Here is an 18,973-nt window from a genome sequence, read left to right on the forward strand (position 1 = left end):
GTTAGTGCTTGTCATAGACGTCTTTAAATCGAAGCATCTCCCATATTCTTCGTTCGTTGTTGTTGGGAAAGCCACAATTAGGGGCAAAATCATCGGCCTCCTTAAACGTTCCGAACATTCTGTCCCACCACGTTATATCACCGTAATTGTATTTATGAACACCCAGCTGATGATGAATAGAATGGTGTTCGGGCCTTTGCAAAAAGTAGCCAAACCATTTAGGCGTCCTGATATTTGAGTGATAGAAATACTCACCGGTAGCACCAAAAAAGGAAGTCCAGGCGGCGGCCTCCGCCGTAGCACCAAAAATGAAGAACAGAAAAAAACTGGTAATGACGGAGTCTGCCAGTATTTCAACAGGGTGCTTATAGAACGAGGTCAACAGTTCTATCCTGGTCGGACTATGATGAATTTGGTGAAAAACAACCCAAAATCCATTGGCGTGCCGTAAACGATGCCACCAATAGAAAACGAAGGTTCCAAAGAACCAGTAGACAAATCCCTCGGTAATCGGGGTGTGCCAATTCCCAAGCTGCAGTAAAGAATACTGCCTGAAGTATGTATTCCATGTCAAACCACCGATTCCAATAAGCGTGATTTGAACAATATTCATAAGTATAGACCGAAGATACCAGCCCTTCGTCTCAGGAAGCTCCCTGCCGGGAAACCTTCGTTCCAAAGTAAAAAACACCAAAGTCGATACAAGAATCAGGATTACCTGAATTCCCTGCGTTGCCAAAATTTTGCTAACACTTATCTCATTCATAGAACGGCGGCTTACAGAGTATCAGGAACTGTTTTGAAGATTTCGTGAAATTATCACCAGCAAAAGGATGCGAGTTAATTAACCAAAAAACTCTATTTTTTATTATAGCAAGATACTTAAGTCGCGCGCTGCAGCCGGAGCCGTTCCAAATTTATAGAAGTCGTTTTGGTTGTGGGCTAAGGCCCGTTTCCATTTTCCAGTCGGCTGATGATAAATGCATCATCCTGGTCAGCTTTCCAGTCAGCGAAAGGATAGAGAGCCTGGTTGACAATTACAAAAAAGGGCTGGCCGCGGTGCTTACTGATGACATCTTGCAATTCAGCAGACAGATTGTACATAAGCGGCTCCTGCATCGGCAATGTTATCAGCAGATAGTTCTTTTGAGCCGCCTCGATTACCGCTGGGCTTTTAATAATACCCCACCCCAGCTGCTGATTCGCCTTCAGATCATTCTGCACGAAAGCCAGCAGGTACAATCTCTTATCGGCGGCTGTAGCAGCTCCGGAATCCTGAGTGATACACGCCGCAGCGCTTGTGATACTGGTGTAGGTACTATAGCAACACGCACAACTGGTAACGCCCCTTTTATTAAGAAGCAAACAGCCCGGCAAGCCTAATAGCAACAGACAGAAAAAAAGAATTCTGCTCATGTTCAATTTCTACAAATACACCGCCTGATACCGTTTTTGGTCAGAAAGTGAGTGGGACCAGGGGCGGCTGGCGGGCAAAATATACGTCTTATTCCAGCGCAATAATCCGCGCCACGCCAACCTGCGCCAGAAAAACCGGGTCGTGCGACACGACCAGCAGCGTGCCCTGGTAGTCGTTGAGGGCCGCCGTCAGAATTCCGATGTTCTGGAGGTCGAGGTTGTTGGTGGGCTCGTCGAGGACGATGATGTCGGGGGCCTGCTGGCCGATGGTGAGGCAGCAGAGCAGCAGGCGCATCTTTTCACCGCCGCTCAGGGCACGGCCGGGCTTGTCCCACTCGTCTTTGCCAAAGAGAAAACGGCTCAGCCGGATTTTCACCTCGTGCTCCTGCAGGCCGGCCACGTTGAAGCGCTGGGCCTGTGCGTACACGGTCAGCTGGTTGTCAAGCAGGGAGTATTCCTGGTCGATGTACACTGTTTTGTTGCCGGCGGCCCGGTACAGCGTCCCCGACTGCGGCTCGGCCGCCCCGATGATAAGCTGGATGAGCGTGGTTTTGCCCGAGCCGTTCAAGCCCTTCAAAGCAATCCGCTCCCCGCTCGTAATCTGAAAGCTCAGGGGCCGGGGCCACAGCGGCTGCGGCCCGTAGCCGTAGTTGATGGCCGTGGCCGTCACCAGGATTTTGCCGGTGTGCAGCCCCGACGAGTCGAAGCCAAACTTCATCTTGTCCGTGTCGGGCAGTTCCTGGCGCAAGTCGCTTAGTTCCTGGGCAATGCCGCCCAGCTTCTCGGCGTGCACGCTTTTGAGGCGGGAAGAGGTTTTCTCGGCGTTGTTGCGCAGCGTGTTCAGCATGATGGTGGGCACGCCGGCCTTCTCCTGCTTTTTCCTGCCGCGCGCGTCCAGCTTCTGCTGCCGCTCGGCGGTTTCGCGCTCCACGTCCCGGGCTTTGCGCAGGGCTTTTTCCTTGCTGCGCACGTCCTCGCTCAAGGCCTGGCTTTCCAGCTGCTTCTGCGCCTGATAAAAGTCGAAGTTGCCCCCGTACACCGCCAGGCCGCGCCGGCTCAGCTCGCACACCGAATCCAGCAGGTTCAGCAGCGTCCGGTCGTGCGACACGACCAGCAGCGTGCTTTGGGTTGTCCGGATAAAGTCGTAGAGCCGCTGCCGGCCGGCCGTGTCCAGATGGTTGCTGGGCTCATCGAGCAGCACAATTTCGGGCTGGTGTAGGGTAATGCCGGCCAGAAACACCTTCGTTTTCTGCCCGCCGCTGAGCGTCGCCATCGGCTGCGTCAGCTCCAGCCCGGCCAGGTCCCACTGGGCCAAGGCCTCCGTGCACCGCTCCTCGATGGTCCAGTCGTCGTTGAGCGCGGCAAGGTTGGCCTCGGTGACGGTGCCGGCTAGGATTTCGTGCAGGGCCAGCCGCTTTGGCTCTATGCGCAGGGCCTGGGCAATGGTCAGGTCGTTGAACTGCCCGAAGATCTGGGGCACGTAGTACGGCGCGGCCTCCAGCCGGACCACACCGCTGGCCGGGGCCAGCTCGCCGGCCAGAATGCGCAGCAAGGTTGATTTGCCGGCGCCGTTGTTGCCGATCAGGGCAATCTTCTGATGCCGGCCAACGCTCAGCTGTAGGGAATCGAACAGAACATCCCGGTTGGGATGGGCGTAGGCAACGCTTTGTAAAACCAGCATAATTTCTTTCTTCAAACACACGAATACCAGGAGCAAGCCGCTTGGCGACATGGCTACCTGCTTCCTTCTGAAAGAAATTACCTATTACATAGAGTGCGTTTAGTGCGCTGCGGGGATACGGCGGCAAAGTTAAGCAGAACTTTCGGGGACGTCCAACGGCTACTTCTGCCCGCTCACGACCACCGTACCGTAGTCGAGGGCGGAGCGGCCGTCGGCGCACTGGCTGTCGACGACGGCAAAGGCCTCGCGCTTGATTTTCTCCGTGGTAGCCGCATCGGCTTTGCTCAGGGCAAACACCACGGGGGCCGCCACTTCGTTCATGAAGCGCCAGTAGTTTTCCTTACTGCCGCAGGTCAGCTGGCCGGTCAGTTCTTTTTCCGAAATGCCGTGCAGACCGGCCTGCTCAAACAGGCTGGCCAGAAAGCCGGGGCTGCCGCACCGAAACATACCCGGAGCGCCGGGCGGCGGCGCGGGCAGGTCCATATTCCGGCTGATGGTGCCCATAATGGCCGTAATCCAGGCGTTTTTCTCGGGCACGCTCCACACGGCGGCGGCTATGCGGCCACTCGGCTTCAGCACCCGCACCATTTCGCGGGCGGCCAGCTGCATATCCGGGAAAAACATGAAGCCAAACCGGCAGCTCACGGCATCAAAGGATTCGTCGGGGAAGGGCAGCGCACAGACGTCGCACACCACGGTTTCGTAGTTGGTGATGCCTTTGCGGCGGGCATTGTCGCGGGCTACCGCCAGCATATTTTCGGCCAGGTCGGTGATGACGACTTCGCCGTGGCTCACCAGGCCGGCAATGGTCAGGCCGGGCTCCCCGGTCCCGGCGGCCACATCCAGCACCCGGTCCGTTTCCCGCAGGTCCAGGGCCCGGATGATTTCGTCGCCCATGGGTTTGAGCCAGTGCATGGTGAAGTCGTCCCACTTCTGCCACCCCGCCGAAAACCGGTTCCAGGTCTCCTTCTGCTGCTCCCGAATTTGCTCCAATTGTGCTTCCATATTTTGTAGCCTTAAGTGGTAAAACAGTCACGACACATCCTCCTTCCTCGCCTGGCACTACCAAGCGGCCCAACGCCACCGGGGCGCGGCCGCTGCAGCCGGCTGCTCAGTACATAATATACAAAAAAACAGATGTTAATCAGCCGTCCGGCGCTTAGTGCAGGCAGCCAACAAACAGGCTCGACTTGATCTTGAACACGTTCCGGCTGGCGGGCCGCAGCACGGCCAAGGCGCTATCGGCTGTAGCCTCCCGCTCATAAATACCGGTTATCAGGGCTATGGTCTGCTTGCCGGCCGCCGACTGATACGCCTCCAGGTATTCCAGGCTGAGGCTGTGGGCCGGAAACCGCCGCATAGTGTATTCGCCGGCATACATTTCGTCGCTCGACGTATCGGGCAGAATTATCCGGTTTTTGGCCGGGTCATAGTAACGGCCCAGCGTGTCGATACCGATGGCAAACTGCTGGTTCAGGGTCAGCATTTTACGGTGCAGTGCCGCGTAGGAAAGGCTGGTGTCGGCCACTACCACGTAGTAGGTTTCGTACTCGGCAGCGGCGCTGTCGGCCGGCGCGGGCGGTGTTTCTGCCGCTGCTGCCGGCCCCGGGTTGGAGGCCCTGACGGCGCGGGGCGGGTTAGCGGCGGGGGCTACTGCTGCACTCCCGGCTTTTTGGGTGGGAGCTGAGGTAGTGTTTGGCTGGCAGGCAACTAAGGCACATACCCCCAGAAGCAGTGCGGGCAGCTGTTTTATCATCGTGGTGCTGGTAGTGGCGGGGATAAATATAGGGGAAGGGCGGATGGCTGGCTACCGCTTTAGCACGGCTCCCAGAATTCGAGCTGGGCCAGCCGGCCGCGCTCGAAGTAGAGCCGCACCTGTCCCTCACACTCCTTGCAGGGCGCCAGCACAACCAGCTGCCCCTGCGGGGTTTTGGTGGCGGCTTTGGTGGCAGCCGGGTACACTTTCTGCAGGTCGGCAAAGGTCGTTTGGCCGGACAGCTTGATGCGCGGCGTTTGGTAGGACAGCTTGCCGGTTCTGAAATCCAGGATCATCAGATCGGCTTTAGCGTCGTAGATATAGAACTCCGTCTTGCCGTAGCAGTACACCTGCTGCACGTTGGCTTCGCTCTGCGCTTCGGTCAGGCCGCACTCGTAGTCGGCAGTCCGGATGCGGGTGGGCTTGCCAAACTGCCGGAGCACCTGCTGCCTGGTAGAAAACGTAGGCAGCGTGGCGTTTACCGCAGATTTGGCCGGGTCCAGCACCGGCAGATTGATCTGACCGAAGGCACTGGTGCTAAGCAACGTAAGGGCAACGAGTAAGCGCATAGAGTGGTGGCGGAAATAAGAATAGCCAAGGAAAACGGGAGCAATATGCGCAGAAAACCAGGCTTGCGGCAGCGCCGGGAAAGTACCTTTGCCACTTCGCTATGTACTTCTTGCGCCCTGTCCGGATGTTTTTTCGCAGTCTGCTTCTGCCTGTTTGCCTGGTTCTATGGGCGGCGTTACCCGCCCGGGCCCAGAAGCCCGACACCACCCTCATTCGCTACAGCGGACAGCTGGCGGGCCAGTATTCGGCCGGGGGCGTCAACCGGGCGCTGTTTTCGACCTCCCACTCGGCGACGCTGCTGCGCGGCCTGCACTTTGGCGCGCCCCTGACGGGCAGCTTTCTGTATGGCAAGCAGGATGGGCGGCTGCGGGAGCGGGAATGGGTGTTCAATGCGACGCCCTACTACTGGAAAGGCCGGTTCCGGTTCTATGGCATCGGGGGCTACGAGCGCAGCAACCTGCGCGGCATCAACAACCGGTTTCAGCTGGGCCTGGGGCCGGGCTGGGCCTTCTACTCCGATTCGCTGGGGCGGGAAGTAGCCGTCAGCAACCTGCTGATTCGGGAGGCGACCTACTTCCAGGGCGGCACCGAGCGGCGCGTGTCGCGCAGTTCCACGCGGCTGAAGGTGGTATATTCCTACCGCGTATTCTCGCTGAATTCTACCACGCTCTACCAGCCCAATCTGGCCAATACCGCCGACTACCGCGCGACCCAGCTTACCACCCTGGCCCTGCGCCTGAGTTCGCGCTTTGCCATTACGGGCACCTATACCTACACCTTCGAAAGCCGGGTGCTGGAAGGCAAGCCTACTGACAACACCAACGTGACGGTGGGCGTGGCCTTCAGCACCAAATAGGGCCACTGGCGTCTACTGCCGGAACGCCTCGGGGTAGAGCCTGGCCAGAGTAATAATGACCGCCACTACGGCCAGGATGCTAATGACAAACAGCTGGTTCGTTCCGCCTTCGTGGCGCAGCCGCCGCAGCGTTTCTTCCTCGGAAAGGCCCTTTCGCACTACCCGCGCAATTTTACGCTCGGCGTGTTTGAGGTACAGCCAGTTGGCAAAACCCGACAGCAGGCTTGCCCCCAGCAGGTTGCTCCCGATAATCCAGGATGGGGAGTTGGCAGTGTAGGGCGGGAGCAGCTCCCGCAGCAGGGCATTTTCGAGCGGCGTGACGACAAACAGCACCACCGCTCCCAGCTACATCCGCCGGTAGATAACCCAGAAAATGCCGAACAGAAAGGCGTGCAAATTGAACGACGCGCGCTTCCCCTCCCGCACCAGCCGCCAGTAGTAGAGGTAGTAGCTGGTATTGCCGCCGACAAAGGCTTTCAGATAGCTCTCGTTCATCGGCAGTCAGCAAGCAGCTTACAGGGCCAGGCGGCGCAGCGTAGGCACTCCCTGCCAGGCGGCTACCGGCTTGCCCGTGGCGTCATATACACCCAGCTCGGCCTTGTCGGCATCGGGGCCCAAGCCCACCAGAATGGAAATGTTGCGGGTGGGCGTTTCGAGCATGTACTCGGAGGCTCCGTACGAAACCTGGCTTTCGGTGTCCTCGGGCACTTCGGCGGCCATCATGAAGCCCGGATTCAGATCGGCCACGCCTTCTTCCTGGCGGGGGCTGTTCTTGCCCCCCAGCAGCTCGGCGGCAAAGCGCACACTGGTGTAATTGAGCCGGGTGAGCGTGAGGCTAATCGTGTGGGTACCCTGCCGGCCGGTGTAGGTCACGGGTTTGCCTACGGGCAGGTCGGTGGGGAAGTCAGCCGAGCCGAAGGCGTCCATCACCAGGGTTTTGCCCTTCACCTGGTAGGCTCCCGCGCCGGCCAGGTCCCGCAGCCCCTTCAGAAATTTGGGCGACAGGGCGGTGGAGTCGGCCGTGGGCAGCGCGGCGGTGCTAGCCGAATCAGAGGCCAGGGGCACTTGGGTAGCCGCCGTATCGGGGCCAGCGGAAGTCGGGGCCTGGGTGGCCGCCTGGTCGTCGGCTTTCTTGGGCGAGCAGGCCTCCAGGCCGGTAAAAAGCAGCAACAGAGCACCGCACGCGGCGGGGGCAAAGCGGGAAGAATACACGCGGCAAGAAGGCATAGGGTTGGCACAGGCGGCAGGAAGGCACAACTGCCCAACGCCGCGTTTCAGGCCGCAACTTACTCAGGAAATTGCCCGTGAGCCTCCTGCTGGCGAACCTACTGGCCCTGATTTATCCGGCGGGCAGCAGCCTTGTACGACGTTGTGATGCGGCGGGTACCACCCGAGCCATCAGGAATGGGGGCTGAGCACCGGCAGCCCCAGGCCCCGCAAAGTTTCTGCTCAGCCCGACTAAACCCTGCCGTACTTTGGCCCTCTAAGCCCGTACAGCCCTGCCGCTCCTAACCCGCTCCCCTGCTTGGAAGACCAGGAAATCCTCGCCAAGTTCGCCGACCCCGCCGCCCGCAATGTGGCCTTCAACCAGCTGGTGCGCAAGTACCAGTCGAAGATCTATTGGCATGTGCGCAAGATGGTTATCGACCACGACGATGCCGACGACCTGACCCAGGACGTGTTCGTGAAGGTGTGGAACCACCTGGAAAACTTTCGCCGCGACGCCTCGCTCTACACCTGGATTTACCGCATTGCCACCAACGAGTGCCTGAACTTTCTATCGTCGAAGCGGCGCAGGTTTTTTCTGCCCCTCAACGACGTGGGCGCCGAGCTGGCCCAGAAAGTGGAAGCCGACCCCGGCCTGGCCGGCGACGAAATCGAGCTGCGACTGCAAAAGGCCATTCTGCGCCTGCCCGACAAGCAGCGGCTGGTGTTCAATATGAAGTACTACGACGAAATCACCTACGAGCAGATGGCCGACATTACCGGCACGAGCGTCGGCGCGCTGAAGGCCTCCTACCACCACGCCGTCAAGAAGATTGAGCAATACGTCAACGAAGAATCCCGCCCCGATTAAACCTCAGGCCCTGAGCCCTATCTAAGTCCTATGAACACTCCTTTTCGTCTGGATGACCATAAGCGCCGGCCCCAGCCCCTGGCCCCGCCGCCAGCCGACTACTTCGAGCGGCTGCCGCGCCAGGTGATGGCCCGGGTGCAGCCCCCGGCCGGTTCCGGCAGCGCCGCGTTTGGCTGGCTGGCTTTCCTGCCAATGCCCCTGCGCACGGCCCTGGCCTCGGTGGCAGTGCTGGGCGGCTTTGCGGCCAGCTTTTTCCTGAGCCAGCCCACCGCGCCGGCCTCGGTGCCGATAGCAGCTCTGGAAGCCGTGCCTCACACCGAGATGGTGCAGTATCTGCTGGCTTCCGACTCGCGCCTGACCCTGACCGACCTGGCGGAGCTGTCGGCCGCCGACCACACGCTCACCGACAGCTTCCTCCAGGCCTCACCCGGTGAGCTGCAGGATGCCCTGGATGCCCAGCCCACCGAAGAAAACTATCTGTAACTCCTACTTTTGCCCCGTCCTTGCCTTTCTCTCCCATGAAATATCTTCTCCGTAGCGTCCTGGCCCTGCTGCTTCTGCTGAGCGTGCATAGGGCCGGTTTTGCCCAGGGCGGCCGCCGCCAGGGTGGCCGGCTCAGCCAGCTGGAAAATGCCAAGATTGCCTACCTGACCGATAAAATTTCCCTAACCCAGGAGCAGGCCCAACGCTTCTGGCCCGTTTACAACGAGTTTTCGGACAAGCGCCGCGACGTGGCCCGCCGCATGCGCCAGCTGCGCACTGAAAACCCCGACGGCCTCTCCGACCAGCAGATTAAGGACAACCTGACCCAGGCCCTGGCCCTGCGCCAGAACGAGGTAAACCTGGAAAAAGAGTACTTCGACAAATTCCAGAAAGTCCTCTCTATCCGCCAGGTCAGCAAGCTGTTTATTGCCGAGCGCGACTTCACCAAAGAGGTGCTGAAGCGCGTGGCCGACCGGCGCGGGGGCGGCCCCGGGCCCGGAGCCGGCCAGTTTACCGGTCCTCCCGAAGACTAATTTTTTCCGCACGCTCTATTGCACTGAACAGGCTGCCCCGGCAGCCTGTTTTTGTTTGTGGCCACCAGCCCTAGCATCAACTTCGACTGCGCCCACCTTCTGTTACTGGTCACGCTGTTACTCCGCCGGCACTATGCGTACCTTTGCGCCCCGAAACCGAATCCGCTTTCCATATGCTCACCCCCCGTCAGCTTTTTCTGCGCCATCAGGCCCAAACATCCGACTTCCCGCTGCTGCTCGAAATTGAGCGGGCCGAAGGCGTGTATATGTACGGCGCCGACGGCCGCCGCTATCTGGATTTGATTTCGGGCATTGGGGTCAGCAACGTGGGGCACCGCCACCCACGGGTGGTGCAGGCCATCAAAGACCAGGTCGACAAGTATCTGCATCTGATGGTGTACGGCGAGCTGGTGCAGGCCCCGCCGGCCGAGCTGTCCCAGGCCCTGCACCACACCCTGCCCACCTACCTCGACAGCGTGTACTTCACCAACTCCGGGGCCGAGGCTATTGAGGGCGCCCTAAAGCTGGCCAAGCGTCATACCGGTCGCACCGAGTTTATTTCCTGCCACAACGCTTACCACGGCTCCACCCACGGCGCATTGTCCATCACCGGCTCCGAGGGCTTCAAGAACAGCTACCGGCCCCTGCTGCCCGACGTGCGCCATATCCACTTCAACCAAGTGCCCGATCTGGCGCTGATTACCGAGCGTACCGCCGCCGTCATCGTCGAAACGGTGCAGGGTGAGGCGGGCGTGCGGGTGGCCGAGCCTGGCTACCTGCCCGCCCTGCGCCACCGCTGCCAGCAGGTAGGCGCCCTGCTGATTCTGGACGAAATTCAGTGCGGCTTTGGGCGCACGGGTTCCTTCTGGGCCTTCGAGCAGTTCGGCATTACCCCCGATATTCTGGTGTGCGCCAAGGGCATGGGCGGCGGCATGCCCATCGGGGCGTTTATTTCATCCCAGGAAATCATGGCTGGTTTCAAAACCAACCCTATTCTGGGCCACTGCACCACGTTTGGCGGCCACCCCGTATCGTGCGCGGCCTCCCTGGCTACGCTACGCGTGATTCAGGAGGAAAATCTGCTGGCTTCCGTGCACGAAAAAGCCGCCCTGTTCCGGCGGCTTCTGCAGCATTCTGCTATTCGGGAAGTGCGGGGCCACGGCCTGCTCATGGCCGTGGAGTTTGACTCCTACGCGGTGCTCAAGCCCATCATCGACCACGCCCTGGCCCACGAAGGTATCCTGACCGACTGGTTTCTGTTTTGCGACAATTCCCTGCGCATTGCCCCGCCACTTACTATTTCTGAGGCGGAAATTGAGGCAAGCTGCGCGGCCCTGCTGCGGGCCGTGGCGCACGTTACCGGCTCGGAGAGCTAAAGCTAGAGCCGGCGCCGCTCTTACAGGCCAGTGCCTTTGGGGTGGGTGCCATTGTAGTTCAAAAACGACTCAGACTCGGTTTTGATTTGCTCCCGGGGCAGGCCGTCTTTCACGCCCACTGAAATCTTGCGCACCAGTACGCCCACAATAGCTTTGCGGAAGCCCAGCTTTTCGGCCATGCCGATACAAAAGTCCATTTCGTGGTCGTCCACGATGCCGTCGGCCAGCATCATATCCACGAGGTCAAAAATCTGGTCGAACCGCTCGGAGTCGTTGTCGGGCAGCACCAGATTCACGCTGCCGGAGTTGGCCACGATGGACCGTACATCGTCGGCCCGCATGCCATTCTTCTTGCCTACCGCCACGATGAAGCTCATTTCCCGCTCGTCCAGATGCCCGTCGGCTTTGGCCAGCGCTGCCAGATTCATCAGGTGACTTTTCACTTTCTTGGTTTGCTCATTTTCAAAAAAGCCAAACATATAGGGCGTCGCTTAAGTAACGGTGAAGGAAAAGAACAGAGGCAGCAAGCCAGCCAAACGGCCGCGGCAGGGCGGTTAAGATACTCGGCAGGAAGCTTTCTTCCAATACGCAGTTCTAAAAAAAACAGCCAGACGGCCCAGGTAATCTGCGGGGTTTTTTGCCTTTCCCGCGGCCGGAGACTTTGTTTTCAATTTGGATTTACCACCTTTGCGCGGCCCGCACTGGGCAGTTCTGATTACCTGAGTTATGATGAAACGTATTGCAGTTTTCACCAGCGGCGGCGACTCGCCGGGTATGAACGCCTGCATCCGGGCCGTGGTGCGCACGGCCGTGTACCACGGCATTGAGGTCTATGGCATCATGCGCGGCTACAGCGGCATGATCAAAGGGGAGTTTGTGCGGCTGGATTCGGCCTCCGTGGCCAACACCGTGCAGAAGGGCGGCACCATCCTGAAGTCGGCCCGCAGCCAGAAATTCCAGACCAAGGAAGGCCGGCAGCAGGCCTTCGACCAGCTTGTCAACAACGGCATTGATGGTCTCGTGGCCATCGGCGGCAATGGCACTTTCACCGGCGCCACCATCTTCGAGCAGGAGTTTGGCATTCCCACCGTGGGCGCCCCTGGCACCATCGACAACGACCTCTACGGCACCGACTACACCATCGGCTACGATACGGCAGTTAATACGGCCCTCGAAGCTATTGACAAAATCCGCGACACGGCCGACTCGCATGACCGCTGCTTCTTTATCGAAGTGATGGGACGCGACTCGGGCTACATTGCTATTCCCTGCGCCATCGGCGGCGGGGCCGAAATCGTCATGATTCCGGAAACGCAGATGTCCACGGAAGCCGTTATCGACACACTGAAAGCCGGTTGGAAACGGTCGAAAACCTCGTTTATCGTGGTAGTGGCCGAGGGCGACGAGGAAGGCAACTCCCACGCCGTGGCCAAGCGGGTGAAGGAAGCCATTCCGGAGCTCGACACCCGCGTCACCATCATCGGCCACGTGCAGCGCGGGGGCTCCCCCACCGCCGCCGACCGCCTGCTGGGCTCCCAGATCGGTATTGCCGCCGTGGAGGGCCTCATGAACGGCATGCGCAACGTCATGGCCGGCATCGTGGACCGCAAGCTGGTCTACACGCCCTTCAACGACACGATTCACAAGAAAAAGCTTATCAACCAGACCTTCATGCGTATGGTCGAGATTCTCTCCGTGTAAGCGGTGAGATGGTGAGGTAGTGCAATAGTGTCCTTGCGAAAAGGCACGACGAAGCAGTCTGTGCTCTGAGCTGAAAAGCCCTTTCTCGTTGCTCACGGGAAAGGGCTTTCTGTGTAAAAGAACGTTTGCCACTGCGCAGCGGACGGATTAGCGGCGCTGTCCTGCGGGTGTCACGGCGGCGCCTCGCCAGGAAACCGGAACGTCAAACTCACCACTTCACCTCCTGCGGGTGCAGCCACTGGTACTGCGGGTCGCGGCGGAGCCAGGTGAGCTGGCGCTTGGCATAGTGGCGGGTGTTGCGCTTGAGCAGGCGCACGGCCTCGGGCCAGTCGTAGAGCCCGTCGAGGTAGCCGAAGATCTCCTGGTAGCCCACCGTTTGCAGGGCATTGTGGCGGCGGAACGGCAGCAGCGCGGTAGCCTCGACCAGCAGCCCCTGCTCCAGCATCTGGTCCACGCGCCAATCGATGCGCTGGTAGAGCTCTTCCCGCTCCCGGCTGAGGGCAACTTTGATGGTCTGAAAGGGCCGCTCCTTGGCTATTTTGGGCGTGTGGAAGCTGGAAAACGGCTGTCCGGTGCTGCGCGTTACTTCCAGGGCCCGCACCACGCGCTGGTGGTTCTGCCGGTCGATGCGGGCGTGGGTAACCGGGTCGAGGCGGGCCAGCTCAGCCACCAGCGGCTCCAGGCCGTGCTCGGCCAACTCCTGTTGCAGCTGGGCGCGCACGGCCAGGTCGGCCAGGGGCATTTCGTCCAGCCCTTCCGTTACGGCCTGCAGGTAGAGGCCCGAACCACCGGTGAGAATTACGAGCTTTTTTTTTCGGAACAGCTCACTGAGCAGCTGCAGGCAGTCTACCTCAAATCGGCCGGCGTTGTAGTCTTCCGTGATGCTGTGCGAGTCGATAAAATGATGGCGCACGCCCTGCATTTCGGCCGGCGTGGGCTTGGCCGTGCCAATGCTCAGCTCCCGGAAAAACTGGCGCGAGTCGGCCGAAATAATGTCGGTTTGGTAGTGCTGGGCCAGCTGCACGCACAGGGCCGTTTTGCCCACGGCCGTGGGCCCGGAAATAACCAGCAAGGTGGGTTGGTCGGGCAAAGCGCCGGGAAAAGGAAAGGTCATGTGGGAATGGTTTGGGGTGCCCACAGGCCCCGGTAGAGGCCCAATAGGTGCTGTTCTTCGTGCTGCCAATTAAATACCAGCCGGGCTTGGCGGCAGTTGCCGGCCAGCTCGTGGTAGCGGGCCGGGTTGTCGCGCAGCAGCCTGTTAAGCGCCGCCGCAATGGAATCGGGCGTGAGCTCCACCACCTCGGCTACTTCGTACCGCTGGTTGAGCAGGCGGTACTCGGGGAAATCGACGATGAGCTGCGGAATACCGGCGTGCAGGTAGTCGAAGAATTTATTGGCCAAGGAATAGTAATAGCTGAGGCCCTGGTTTTCGAGCAGCATAATGCCCACCGCCGCCCGGCTGGTTACCGCGCGCAGCTCCTCGGGCAGCACGTAGCCGCGAAAGTCAACTTTACCGGAATCGAGCAGGCCCAGCCGGGCCGCCCGCTCCCGCAGCGCAGCCGATAAGTCTCCCTCGCCACAAACTATCAGGCGGCCCGCCACCTGGGGCATGGCATCGAGCAGGGTCTCCAGGCCCCGGCCCGCATTCAGGGCGCCCTGGTACAGAATGTAGCCACCCGGCGGAGCAGCCGGTGGGGCAACGGGCAGTTCGGCTTCCGTTAGTCGGCTGATATTGCGCACCACGGCGAAGGGCTGGCCGTAGCGCTGCTCAAACACCTTAGCCAGGGCCGGGCCCACCGTGTAGGCCAGCGCGGCGCGGGGCACGATAAACCGCTCGACGGCCCGCCACAAGCGCTGCACGCCGGGCCGACTTACTACCTCAGGCACCTCCGTGAACAGTTCGTGAGCGTCGTAGATAAACGGCTGACCGGCCAGGCGTGCGCGCAGCCATACGGGCAGGGCTGTGTCCAGGTCGATGGCGCACCAGGCACTGGCTTGCTGACGGAGCAGGTAAAAAAACAGCCTGAAATTGAATTCCAAATAGAATAATTTGCCTTTATTGTTCCAGCAGCGCAGCCGGTGCTGCTCATACGGTTGCACTGTCAGGGGCCGTGAGGCGGCCACTTCCCGGCCCACCAGCAGCACCTGGTAGCCATGCTGGGCCAGGCTGCCACAAATTCGCTGCATGCGCTGGTCGTAGTTTAAGTCGGTGGTTACCGTGAAGATAAGGCGGCGCATACGAAAGTCAGCAGTGTTTTTCCGGGCTCTAGCGGCCGTAGAAACACGCTATTTGGGATATTTTTGACAAATTTAAGGAGTTAAAACTCGCGTACTGGTTACGAGTGATGGGCTACCCTCATCACCGGCCCCCTATCCTACCCGATGTCGATTCGACCTGTATCACCGGCTGCCGCAGCGCCGGGGGCTCCTTCTGCCCCCAGCGCCGACCTTTACCGCGCCCTCTTCGAGGAAGCCTACGATGCTATGCTTCTCTACGATGAGCACGCCGCGCTGGTCGACTGCAACAACACTGCCCTGCACCTGCTGGGCACTACCCGCCCGGAGCTGCTGAGCTCGGGGCTGATGGCCTTTGCCCGGCCCGCCGGCCAGGAAGCAGAAGCCTGGAACACGGAGCAGATGCTGCGCGAAGCGGTGGTGCAAACGGCCCAGACGGGCGCCCGAATTGCCAAGCGCTGGCTGGGTCAGAGTACTGACGGCACCCTCGTAGAGGCCCAGGCCACGCTGCACCGTATTGCGGTGGGCGGCGCGGCGCGGGTGCAGCTCACGCTGCGCGACGTAGCCCAGCAAAGCCTAGCGCAGGCCGACAGCAGCGACATCCGGCAGCTGGTGCTGGACCGTACCCAGGGGCAGCTGCGCGACTTGCTGAGCCGCACCAACCTAAGCTACGTAGCCGCCGATTGCTCAGGCACGATTGTCGACGTGAATGACCATTTCCTGCACTACACGGAATATTCCCGCGAGGAAGTATTGGGGCAAAACTTTCACCAGACCTTCTCGCCGCCCGCCCAGCGCGACAAATTGCGGCAGGCTTACCTTACCTGCATCGAAACCGAGCAGCTGCAGGACTTTTACGAGCGCGCCATCGTGACCAAGTCGGGGCAGACGCGTATGGTGTACTGGCACGCCGAGTTTTCGCGCGACCTGCAGGGCCACATCACGGGCATCTTCGTGGTGGGGCGCGACTACACCGACCGTCACATGGCGGCCCGCGCCCTAACCGACAACCGCCACCGCCTGCAGGATTTTCTGGACAACGCCCACGACCTGATTCAGAACCTGAGCATCGACAACCGCTTCCTGTTCGTGAACAAGGCCTGGAAGGAAAAGCTGGGCTTCAGCGACGAAGACCTGAGCCAGATGACGCTGGGCGACGTGGTGCACCCCTACTACAAGGCCAAGCTGCTCTACCAGCTGCGCAACCTGTACAAGGGCGAAAAGGTCAACAAGCTCGAAACGGTATTTCTGACCAAAACCGGCAAGCCGATTCACCTGATCGGCTCCATCAGCTGCTCCTGGCAGGACGATGAGCCGGTAAGCACCCGCGCCATTCTGCACGACATCACCGACCGCATCAAGGCCGAGCGCCTGCAGAAGGTGTACTACAGCATTGCCAACCTGGCCATCAGCTCCAAAGACTTACAGTCGCTCTACGGGGCCATTCACCGGGAACTGAGCAAGATCATCGAAACCAACAACTTCTACATTGCCCTCTGCGACGACGCGCGCACCCAGCTGCAGTTCAGCTACTTCGTCGACCAGAACATTCAGGGCGAGCAGGGGCTGGTGTCGCGGCCGTTTTCGTCGGGCGTATCGGAGTATATTATCCGCACCGGCCGGCCGCTGTTTCTGCTGCGGGCCGAATTGCAGGAGCTTATTGCCAACGGCACGATTACGGCCTTCGGGCTGATGCCGGAGGTGATGCTCTGCTCGCCCCTGAGCATCGGGGAGCGGATTATCGGCGTCATTGCCGTGCAGGACTACCACAAGGCCGATGCCTACGCGGCGGCCGACATCGAGATTCTGCACTTCATTTCCAACCAGGTGGCCCTGGCCATTGAGCGCAAGCGCAATGAGGTGCAGATCAACAAGCAGAACGCCCGCCTGAACGCTATTTTCGAGAGCGGCACCCACCTGATGTGGTCGGTGGACATGCACTCGCGCCTGACCTCATTCAACCGCAACTACTCGGCGTACTTCCTGCGTCGCAACGGCGTATATCCGTCGCTGAACGTGAACCTGTGGCAGGCCGACCTGGGCATGATGGAGGAAGAAACCCGGGAAGCCTTTATCGAGAACTACCGGCGCGCTTTTCAGGGCCAGCCCCAGCGCTTCGAGGTGCGCCTGCGCGACTCGCGCGGGCAGGACACCTGGCGCGAAATCTACCTCAACCCAATTTACCTCGACGACGGCACTTTCGAGGAAATTTCGGGCATGGCCCACGACATCACCGAGAAAAAACGCTCCCAGCTGGAGCTGGCCGCCCAGGAAGAGAAGTTCCGGGCCATCTTCGAGTCGTTCCAGGACGTGTACTACCGCACCGACGGCAAGGGTATTCTGACCCTGGTGAGCCCCTCGGTGCAGGACATGCTGGGCTATGAGCCCGAGGAAGTCATCGGCACGCCCATCATGAGCTACTACGTGCACCCCTCGCAGCGCGACGAGCTGCTCAGCAACGTGCAGCATTTTGGCGAGGCACGCAACATCGAGGTAGCCATGCGCCACAAGCTGGGCCACTCGGTGAGCGTGCTGGTGAATGCCCGCAAGGTGAACGACGGGCCGGAAGGCACCGAAGGCATCGGGCGCGACATCACCGAGTTCAAGCAGATGCAGGACGACCTGCGCCACGCCAAGGAGGAAGCCGAAACCGCGCTGGAAGCCAAAACGCAGTTTCTGGCCAACATGAGCCACGAGCTGCGCACGCCCATGAACGGCATCATCGGCATGATTGACTTGCTGCACCAGACCGTGGCCTCGGAAGAGCAGGAAGAATACGTGGACACGCTGCGTAAATCCTCGGACGCGCTGCTGACCATCCTGAACGACATTCTGGATTTGTCGAAGATTCAGGCCGGCAAGCTCCAGCTCAACGAGTCGGGCATCGATTTGCACTACACGCTGGAAAAGATTCATTCGCTCTTTGCCAACCGCGCCAACCAGAAGCACCTCAAGTTCACCTACCACATTACGCCCCACACGCCGCGCTTCATCATCACGGACGAAACCCGCGTGCTACAGATTCTGAGCAACCTGACCTCCAACGCCATCAAGTTCACCTCGTCGGGCACGGTCAGCATCATCGTTTCGTCGGTGAGCACCGACGGGATTGAGCACACGCTGCGCTTTGCGGTGCAGGACTCGGGCATTGGTATTTCGCCCTCGAATGCCAAGCTGCTGTTCACCAATTTCACCCAGCTCGACACCACGCCTACCAAGGCATTTGGCGGCACGGGACTGGGCCTGGCCATCAGCAAGCAGCTGGCCGAGCTGCTGGGCGGCGAAATCGGCATGATTTCCAACACCGACGACGGCTCGACGTTCTGGTTTACGATGCGCTGCACGGTGGCTACCAACGAGGAGGAAATCGTGCAGGAGCGCGTGGCCTCCCGCGACCGGAGCCACGAAATCATGCGCCTGGAAACGGCCCCGCGCGTGCTGCTCGTGGACGACAACCCCATCAACCAGAAAGTGGCCGTGCGCCTGCTCGACAAGCTGGGCTGCCAGATCGACGTGGCCAGCGACGGGTTTGAGGCCATCAGCAAGGCCACCGCGCCCACGGGCAACTACGAGCTAATTTTCATGGACATCCAGATGCCGGAAATGGACGGCATCACGGCCATGAATCAGATTCGGCAGCGCCTGGGCCGGCAGTGCCCACCCATCGTGGCCATGACGGCCTACTCGATGAAGGAAGACGCCGAGCGGTTTGTGCAGCAGGGCATGGACGACTACATCTCCAAGCCGGTGAAGTCGCAGGACCTCTACACGGTGCTGCTGCGCTGGACCGGCGCCGCCGAGCGGCTGGCGGCCCTGCACCTGTCCAATGCCGCCGAGCCGGACGTAGTGGCTGAGCCCGTGGCTTCCGAGCTGGCGCCCCCCGCGCCCGAAGCCGCGCCGGAAACCACCTTTATCGACCCCGAGGTGCTCGACCAGCTGCGGCAGCTGGGCGGGGCCGAATTTGCGGCCCAGCTCTACGCCGATTTTGAGCAGGAAGCCGGCCAATTGCTCAGCGAAGCCCAGCAGCTGGTCGACGAGAAACAGTACGAGCAGATTCTGCCGCATTTGCACCAACTCAAGGGTACCGGCTTTACCTTGGGCATAAATGAGCTGGCCGAATGCGTAAAAAGCTTGGAACATGACCTAAAAAAAGGCCAACTTGACCACGTGGAACAGGATTTCCGCCTTATCATGCGCCATTTCACGGCTTTCGTAAATACTTATCAGGCTGTTACCCAGAGCGAGTAAACGCCGTAGTAGTTTTTAACCGACCCTTCCATACCCGTCCG

19 protein-coding genes are annotated in these 18,973 nt (G+C 60.2%); 7 read left to right on the forward strand and 12 right to left on the reverse strand.

What is annotated here, in order from left to right:
• Position 1: 1 nt before the first annotated feature.
• The 6 genes from LGH70_RS06340 to LGH70_RS06365 form a co-directional block, all read right to left on the reverse strand.
• Positions 2–766, reverse strand: coding sequence for a sterol desaturase family protein (locus LGH70_RS06340; RefSeq protein ID WP_226183789.1), 765 nt, complete (start codon positions 764–766; stop codon positions 2–4).
• A gap of 176 nt (positions 767–942) precedes the next feature.
• On the reverse strand, positions 943–1,416 hold the full coding sequence (locus LGH70_RS06345) for a hypothetical protein (RefSeq protein WP_226183791.1): 474 nt from the start codon (positions 1,414–1,416) through the stop codon (positions 943–945).
• 88 nt (positions 1,417–1,504) lie between these two features.
• Positions 1,505–3,112, reverse strand: a complete 1,608-nt coding sequence (locus tag LGH70_RS06350) for an ABC-F family ATP-binding cassette domain-containing protein (RefSeq protein WP_348533739.1) — start codon at positions 3,110–3,112, stop codon at positions 1,505–1,507.
• Positions 3,113–3,256: 144 nt separating this feature from the next.
• A complete protein-coding gene (locus tag LGH70_RS06355) occupies positions 3,257–4,102 on the reverse strand; it encodes a class I SAM-dependent methyltransferase (RefSeq protein ID WP_226183793.1) in 846 nt (281 codons plus the stop codon).
• Between the two features lie 154 nt (positions 4,103–4,256).
• Positions 4,257–4,853, reverse strand: coding sequence for a hypothetical protein (locus LGH70_RS06360; RefSeq protein ID WP_226183795.1), 597 nt, complete (start codon positions 4,851–4,853; stop codon positions 4,257–4,259).
• A gap of 59 nt (positions 4,854–4,912) precedes the next feature.
• Positions 4,913–5,422: a hypothetical protein gene (locus LGH70_RS06365; RefSeq protein ID WP_226183797.1), complete on the reverse strand. Its 510-nt coding sequence runs from the start codon at positions 5,420–5,422 to the stop codon at positions 4,913–4,915.
• Between the two features lie 125 nt (positions 5,423–5,547).
• On the opposite strand from LGH70_RS06365, the gene LGH70_RS06370 reads away from it, so the two are divergent.
• The gene (locus tag LGH70_RS06370; protein ID WP_226183799.1) at positions 5,548–6,279 is read left to right on the forward strand and encodes a DUF481 domain-containing protein; all 732 of its coding nucleotides are present in this window, start codon (positions 5,548–5,550) and stop codon (positions 6,277–6,279) included.
• A gap of 12 nt (positions 6,280–6,291) precedes the next feature.
• Here the strand turns inward: LGH70_RS06370 and LGH70_RS06375 are convergent, their stop codons facing one another.
• From LGH70_RS06375 to LGH70_RS06385, 3 genes are read right to left on the reverse strand one after another with little or no spacing between them, the layout of a single operon-like run.
• Entirely contained in the window at positions 6,292–6,615 is a 324-nt protein-coding gene (locus tag LGH70_RS06375; protein WP_226183801.1) for a hypothetical protein, read from the reverse strand.
• Positions 6,616–6,624: 9 nt separating this feature from the next.
• Positions 6,625–6,774 carry a DUF2628 domain-containing protein gene (locus LGH70_RS06380; RefSeq protein WP_226183803.1) on the reverse strand — a complete coding sequence of 50 codons (150 nt, stop codon included), beginning with the start codon at positions 6,772–6,774 and terminating at the stop codon, positions 6,625–6,627.
• Positions 6,775–6,792: 18 nt separating this feature from the next.
• Complete coding sequence (locus tag LGH70_RS06385) at positions 6,793–7,506, reverse strand: hypothetical protein (protein WP_226183805.1); 714 nt, start codon at positions 7,504–7,506, stop codon at positions 6,793–6,795.
• Between the two features lie 298 nt (positions 7,507–7,804).
• Between LGH70_RS06385 and LGH70_RS06390 the strand changes: the two genes are divergently transcribed.
• From LGH70_RS06390 to LGH70_RS06405, 4 genes are all read left to right on the forward strand, one after another.
• Positions 7,805–8,356: an RNA polymerase sigma factor gene (locus LGH70_RS06390; protein WP_226183807.1), complete on the forward strand. Its 552-nt coding sequence runs from the start codon at positions 7,805–7,807 to the stop codon at positions 8,354–8,356.
• Positions 8,357–8,386: 30 nt separating this feature from the next.
• Positions 8,387–8,839: a hypothetical protein gene (locus LGH70_RS06395; RefSeq protein ID WP_226183809.1), complete on the forward strand. Its 453-nt coding sequence runs from the start codon at positions 8,387–8,389 to the stop codon at positions 8,837–8,839.
• A gap of 35 nt (positions 8,840–8,874) precedes the next feature.
• Positions 8,875–9,372, forward strand: coding sequence for a hypothetical protein (locus LGH70_RS06400; protein ID WP_226183811.1), 498 nt, complete (start codon positions 8,875–8,877; stop codon positions 9,370–9,372).
• 173 nt (positions 9,373–9,545) lie between these two features.
• Entirely contained in the window at positions 9,546–10,748 is a 1,203-nt protein-coding gene (locus LGH70_RS06405; RefSeq protein ID WP_226183813.1) for an aspartate aminotransferase family protein, read from the forward strand.
• 20 nt (positions 10,749–10,768) lie between these two features.
• On the opposite strand, the gene LGH70_RS06410 is transcribed toward LGH70_RS06405, so the two are convergent.
• A complete protein-coding gene (locus tag LGH70_RS06410) occupies positions 10,769–11,227 on the reverse strand; it encodes a tellurite resistance TerB family protein (RefSeq protein ID WP_226183815.1) in 459 nt (152 codons plus the stop codon).
• A gap of 250 nt (positions 11,228–11,477) precedes the next feature.
• Here LGH70_RS06410 and pfkA point away from each other — a divergent pair, with 250 nt between their 5' ends.
• On the forward strand, positions 11,478–12,449 hold the full coding sequence (gene pfkA / locus LGH70_RS06415) for a 6-phosphofructokinase (RefSeq protein WP_226184693.1): 972 nt from the start codon (positions 11,478–11,480) through the stop codon (positions 12,447–12,449).
• A 208-nt stretch (positions 12,450–12,657) separates the two neighbouring features.
• Here the strand turns inward: pfkA and miaA are convergent, their stop codons facing one another.
• The gene (miaA, locus tag LGH70_RS06420) at positions 12,658–13,563 is read right to left on the reverse strand and encodes a tRNA (adenosine(37)-N6)-dimethylallyltransferase MiaA (RefSeq protein ID WP_226183817.1); all 906 of its coding nucleotides are present in this window, start codon (positions 13,561–13,563) and stop codon (positions 12,658–12,660) included.
• Positions 13,560–14,687 (reverse strand): glycosyltransferase, encoded by a 1,128-nt coding sequence (locus LGH70_RS06425; protein ID WP_226183819.1) that lies wholly within the window; start codon positions 14,685–14,687, stop codon positions 13,560–13,562. The genes miaA and LGH70_RS06425 overlap by 4 nt, the downstream gene beginning before the upstream one ends.
• A 144-nt stretch (positions 14,688–14,831) precedes the next feature.
• Between LGH70_RS06425 and LGH70_RS06430 the strand changes: the two genes are divergently transcribed.
• Positions 14,832–18,932, forward strand: coding sequence for a PAS domain S-box protein (locus tag LGH70_RS06430; RefSeq protein ID WP_226183821.1), 4,101 nt, complete (start codon positions 14,832–14,834; stop codon positions 18,930–18,932).
• The last annotated feature ends 41 nt before the right edge of the window (positions 18,933–18,973 follow it).

Origin of the sequence: Hymenobacter nitidus (genome assembly GCF_020447315.1) — a bacterium.
GTDB lineage: Bacteria > Bacteroidota > Bacteroidia > Cytophagales > Hymenobacteraceae > Hymenobacter > Hymenobacter nitidus.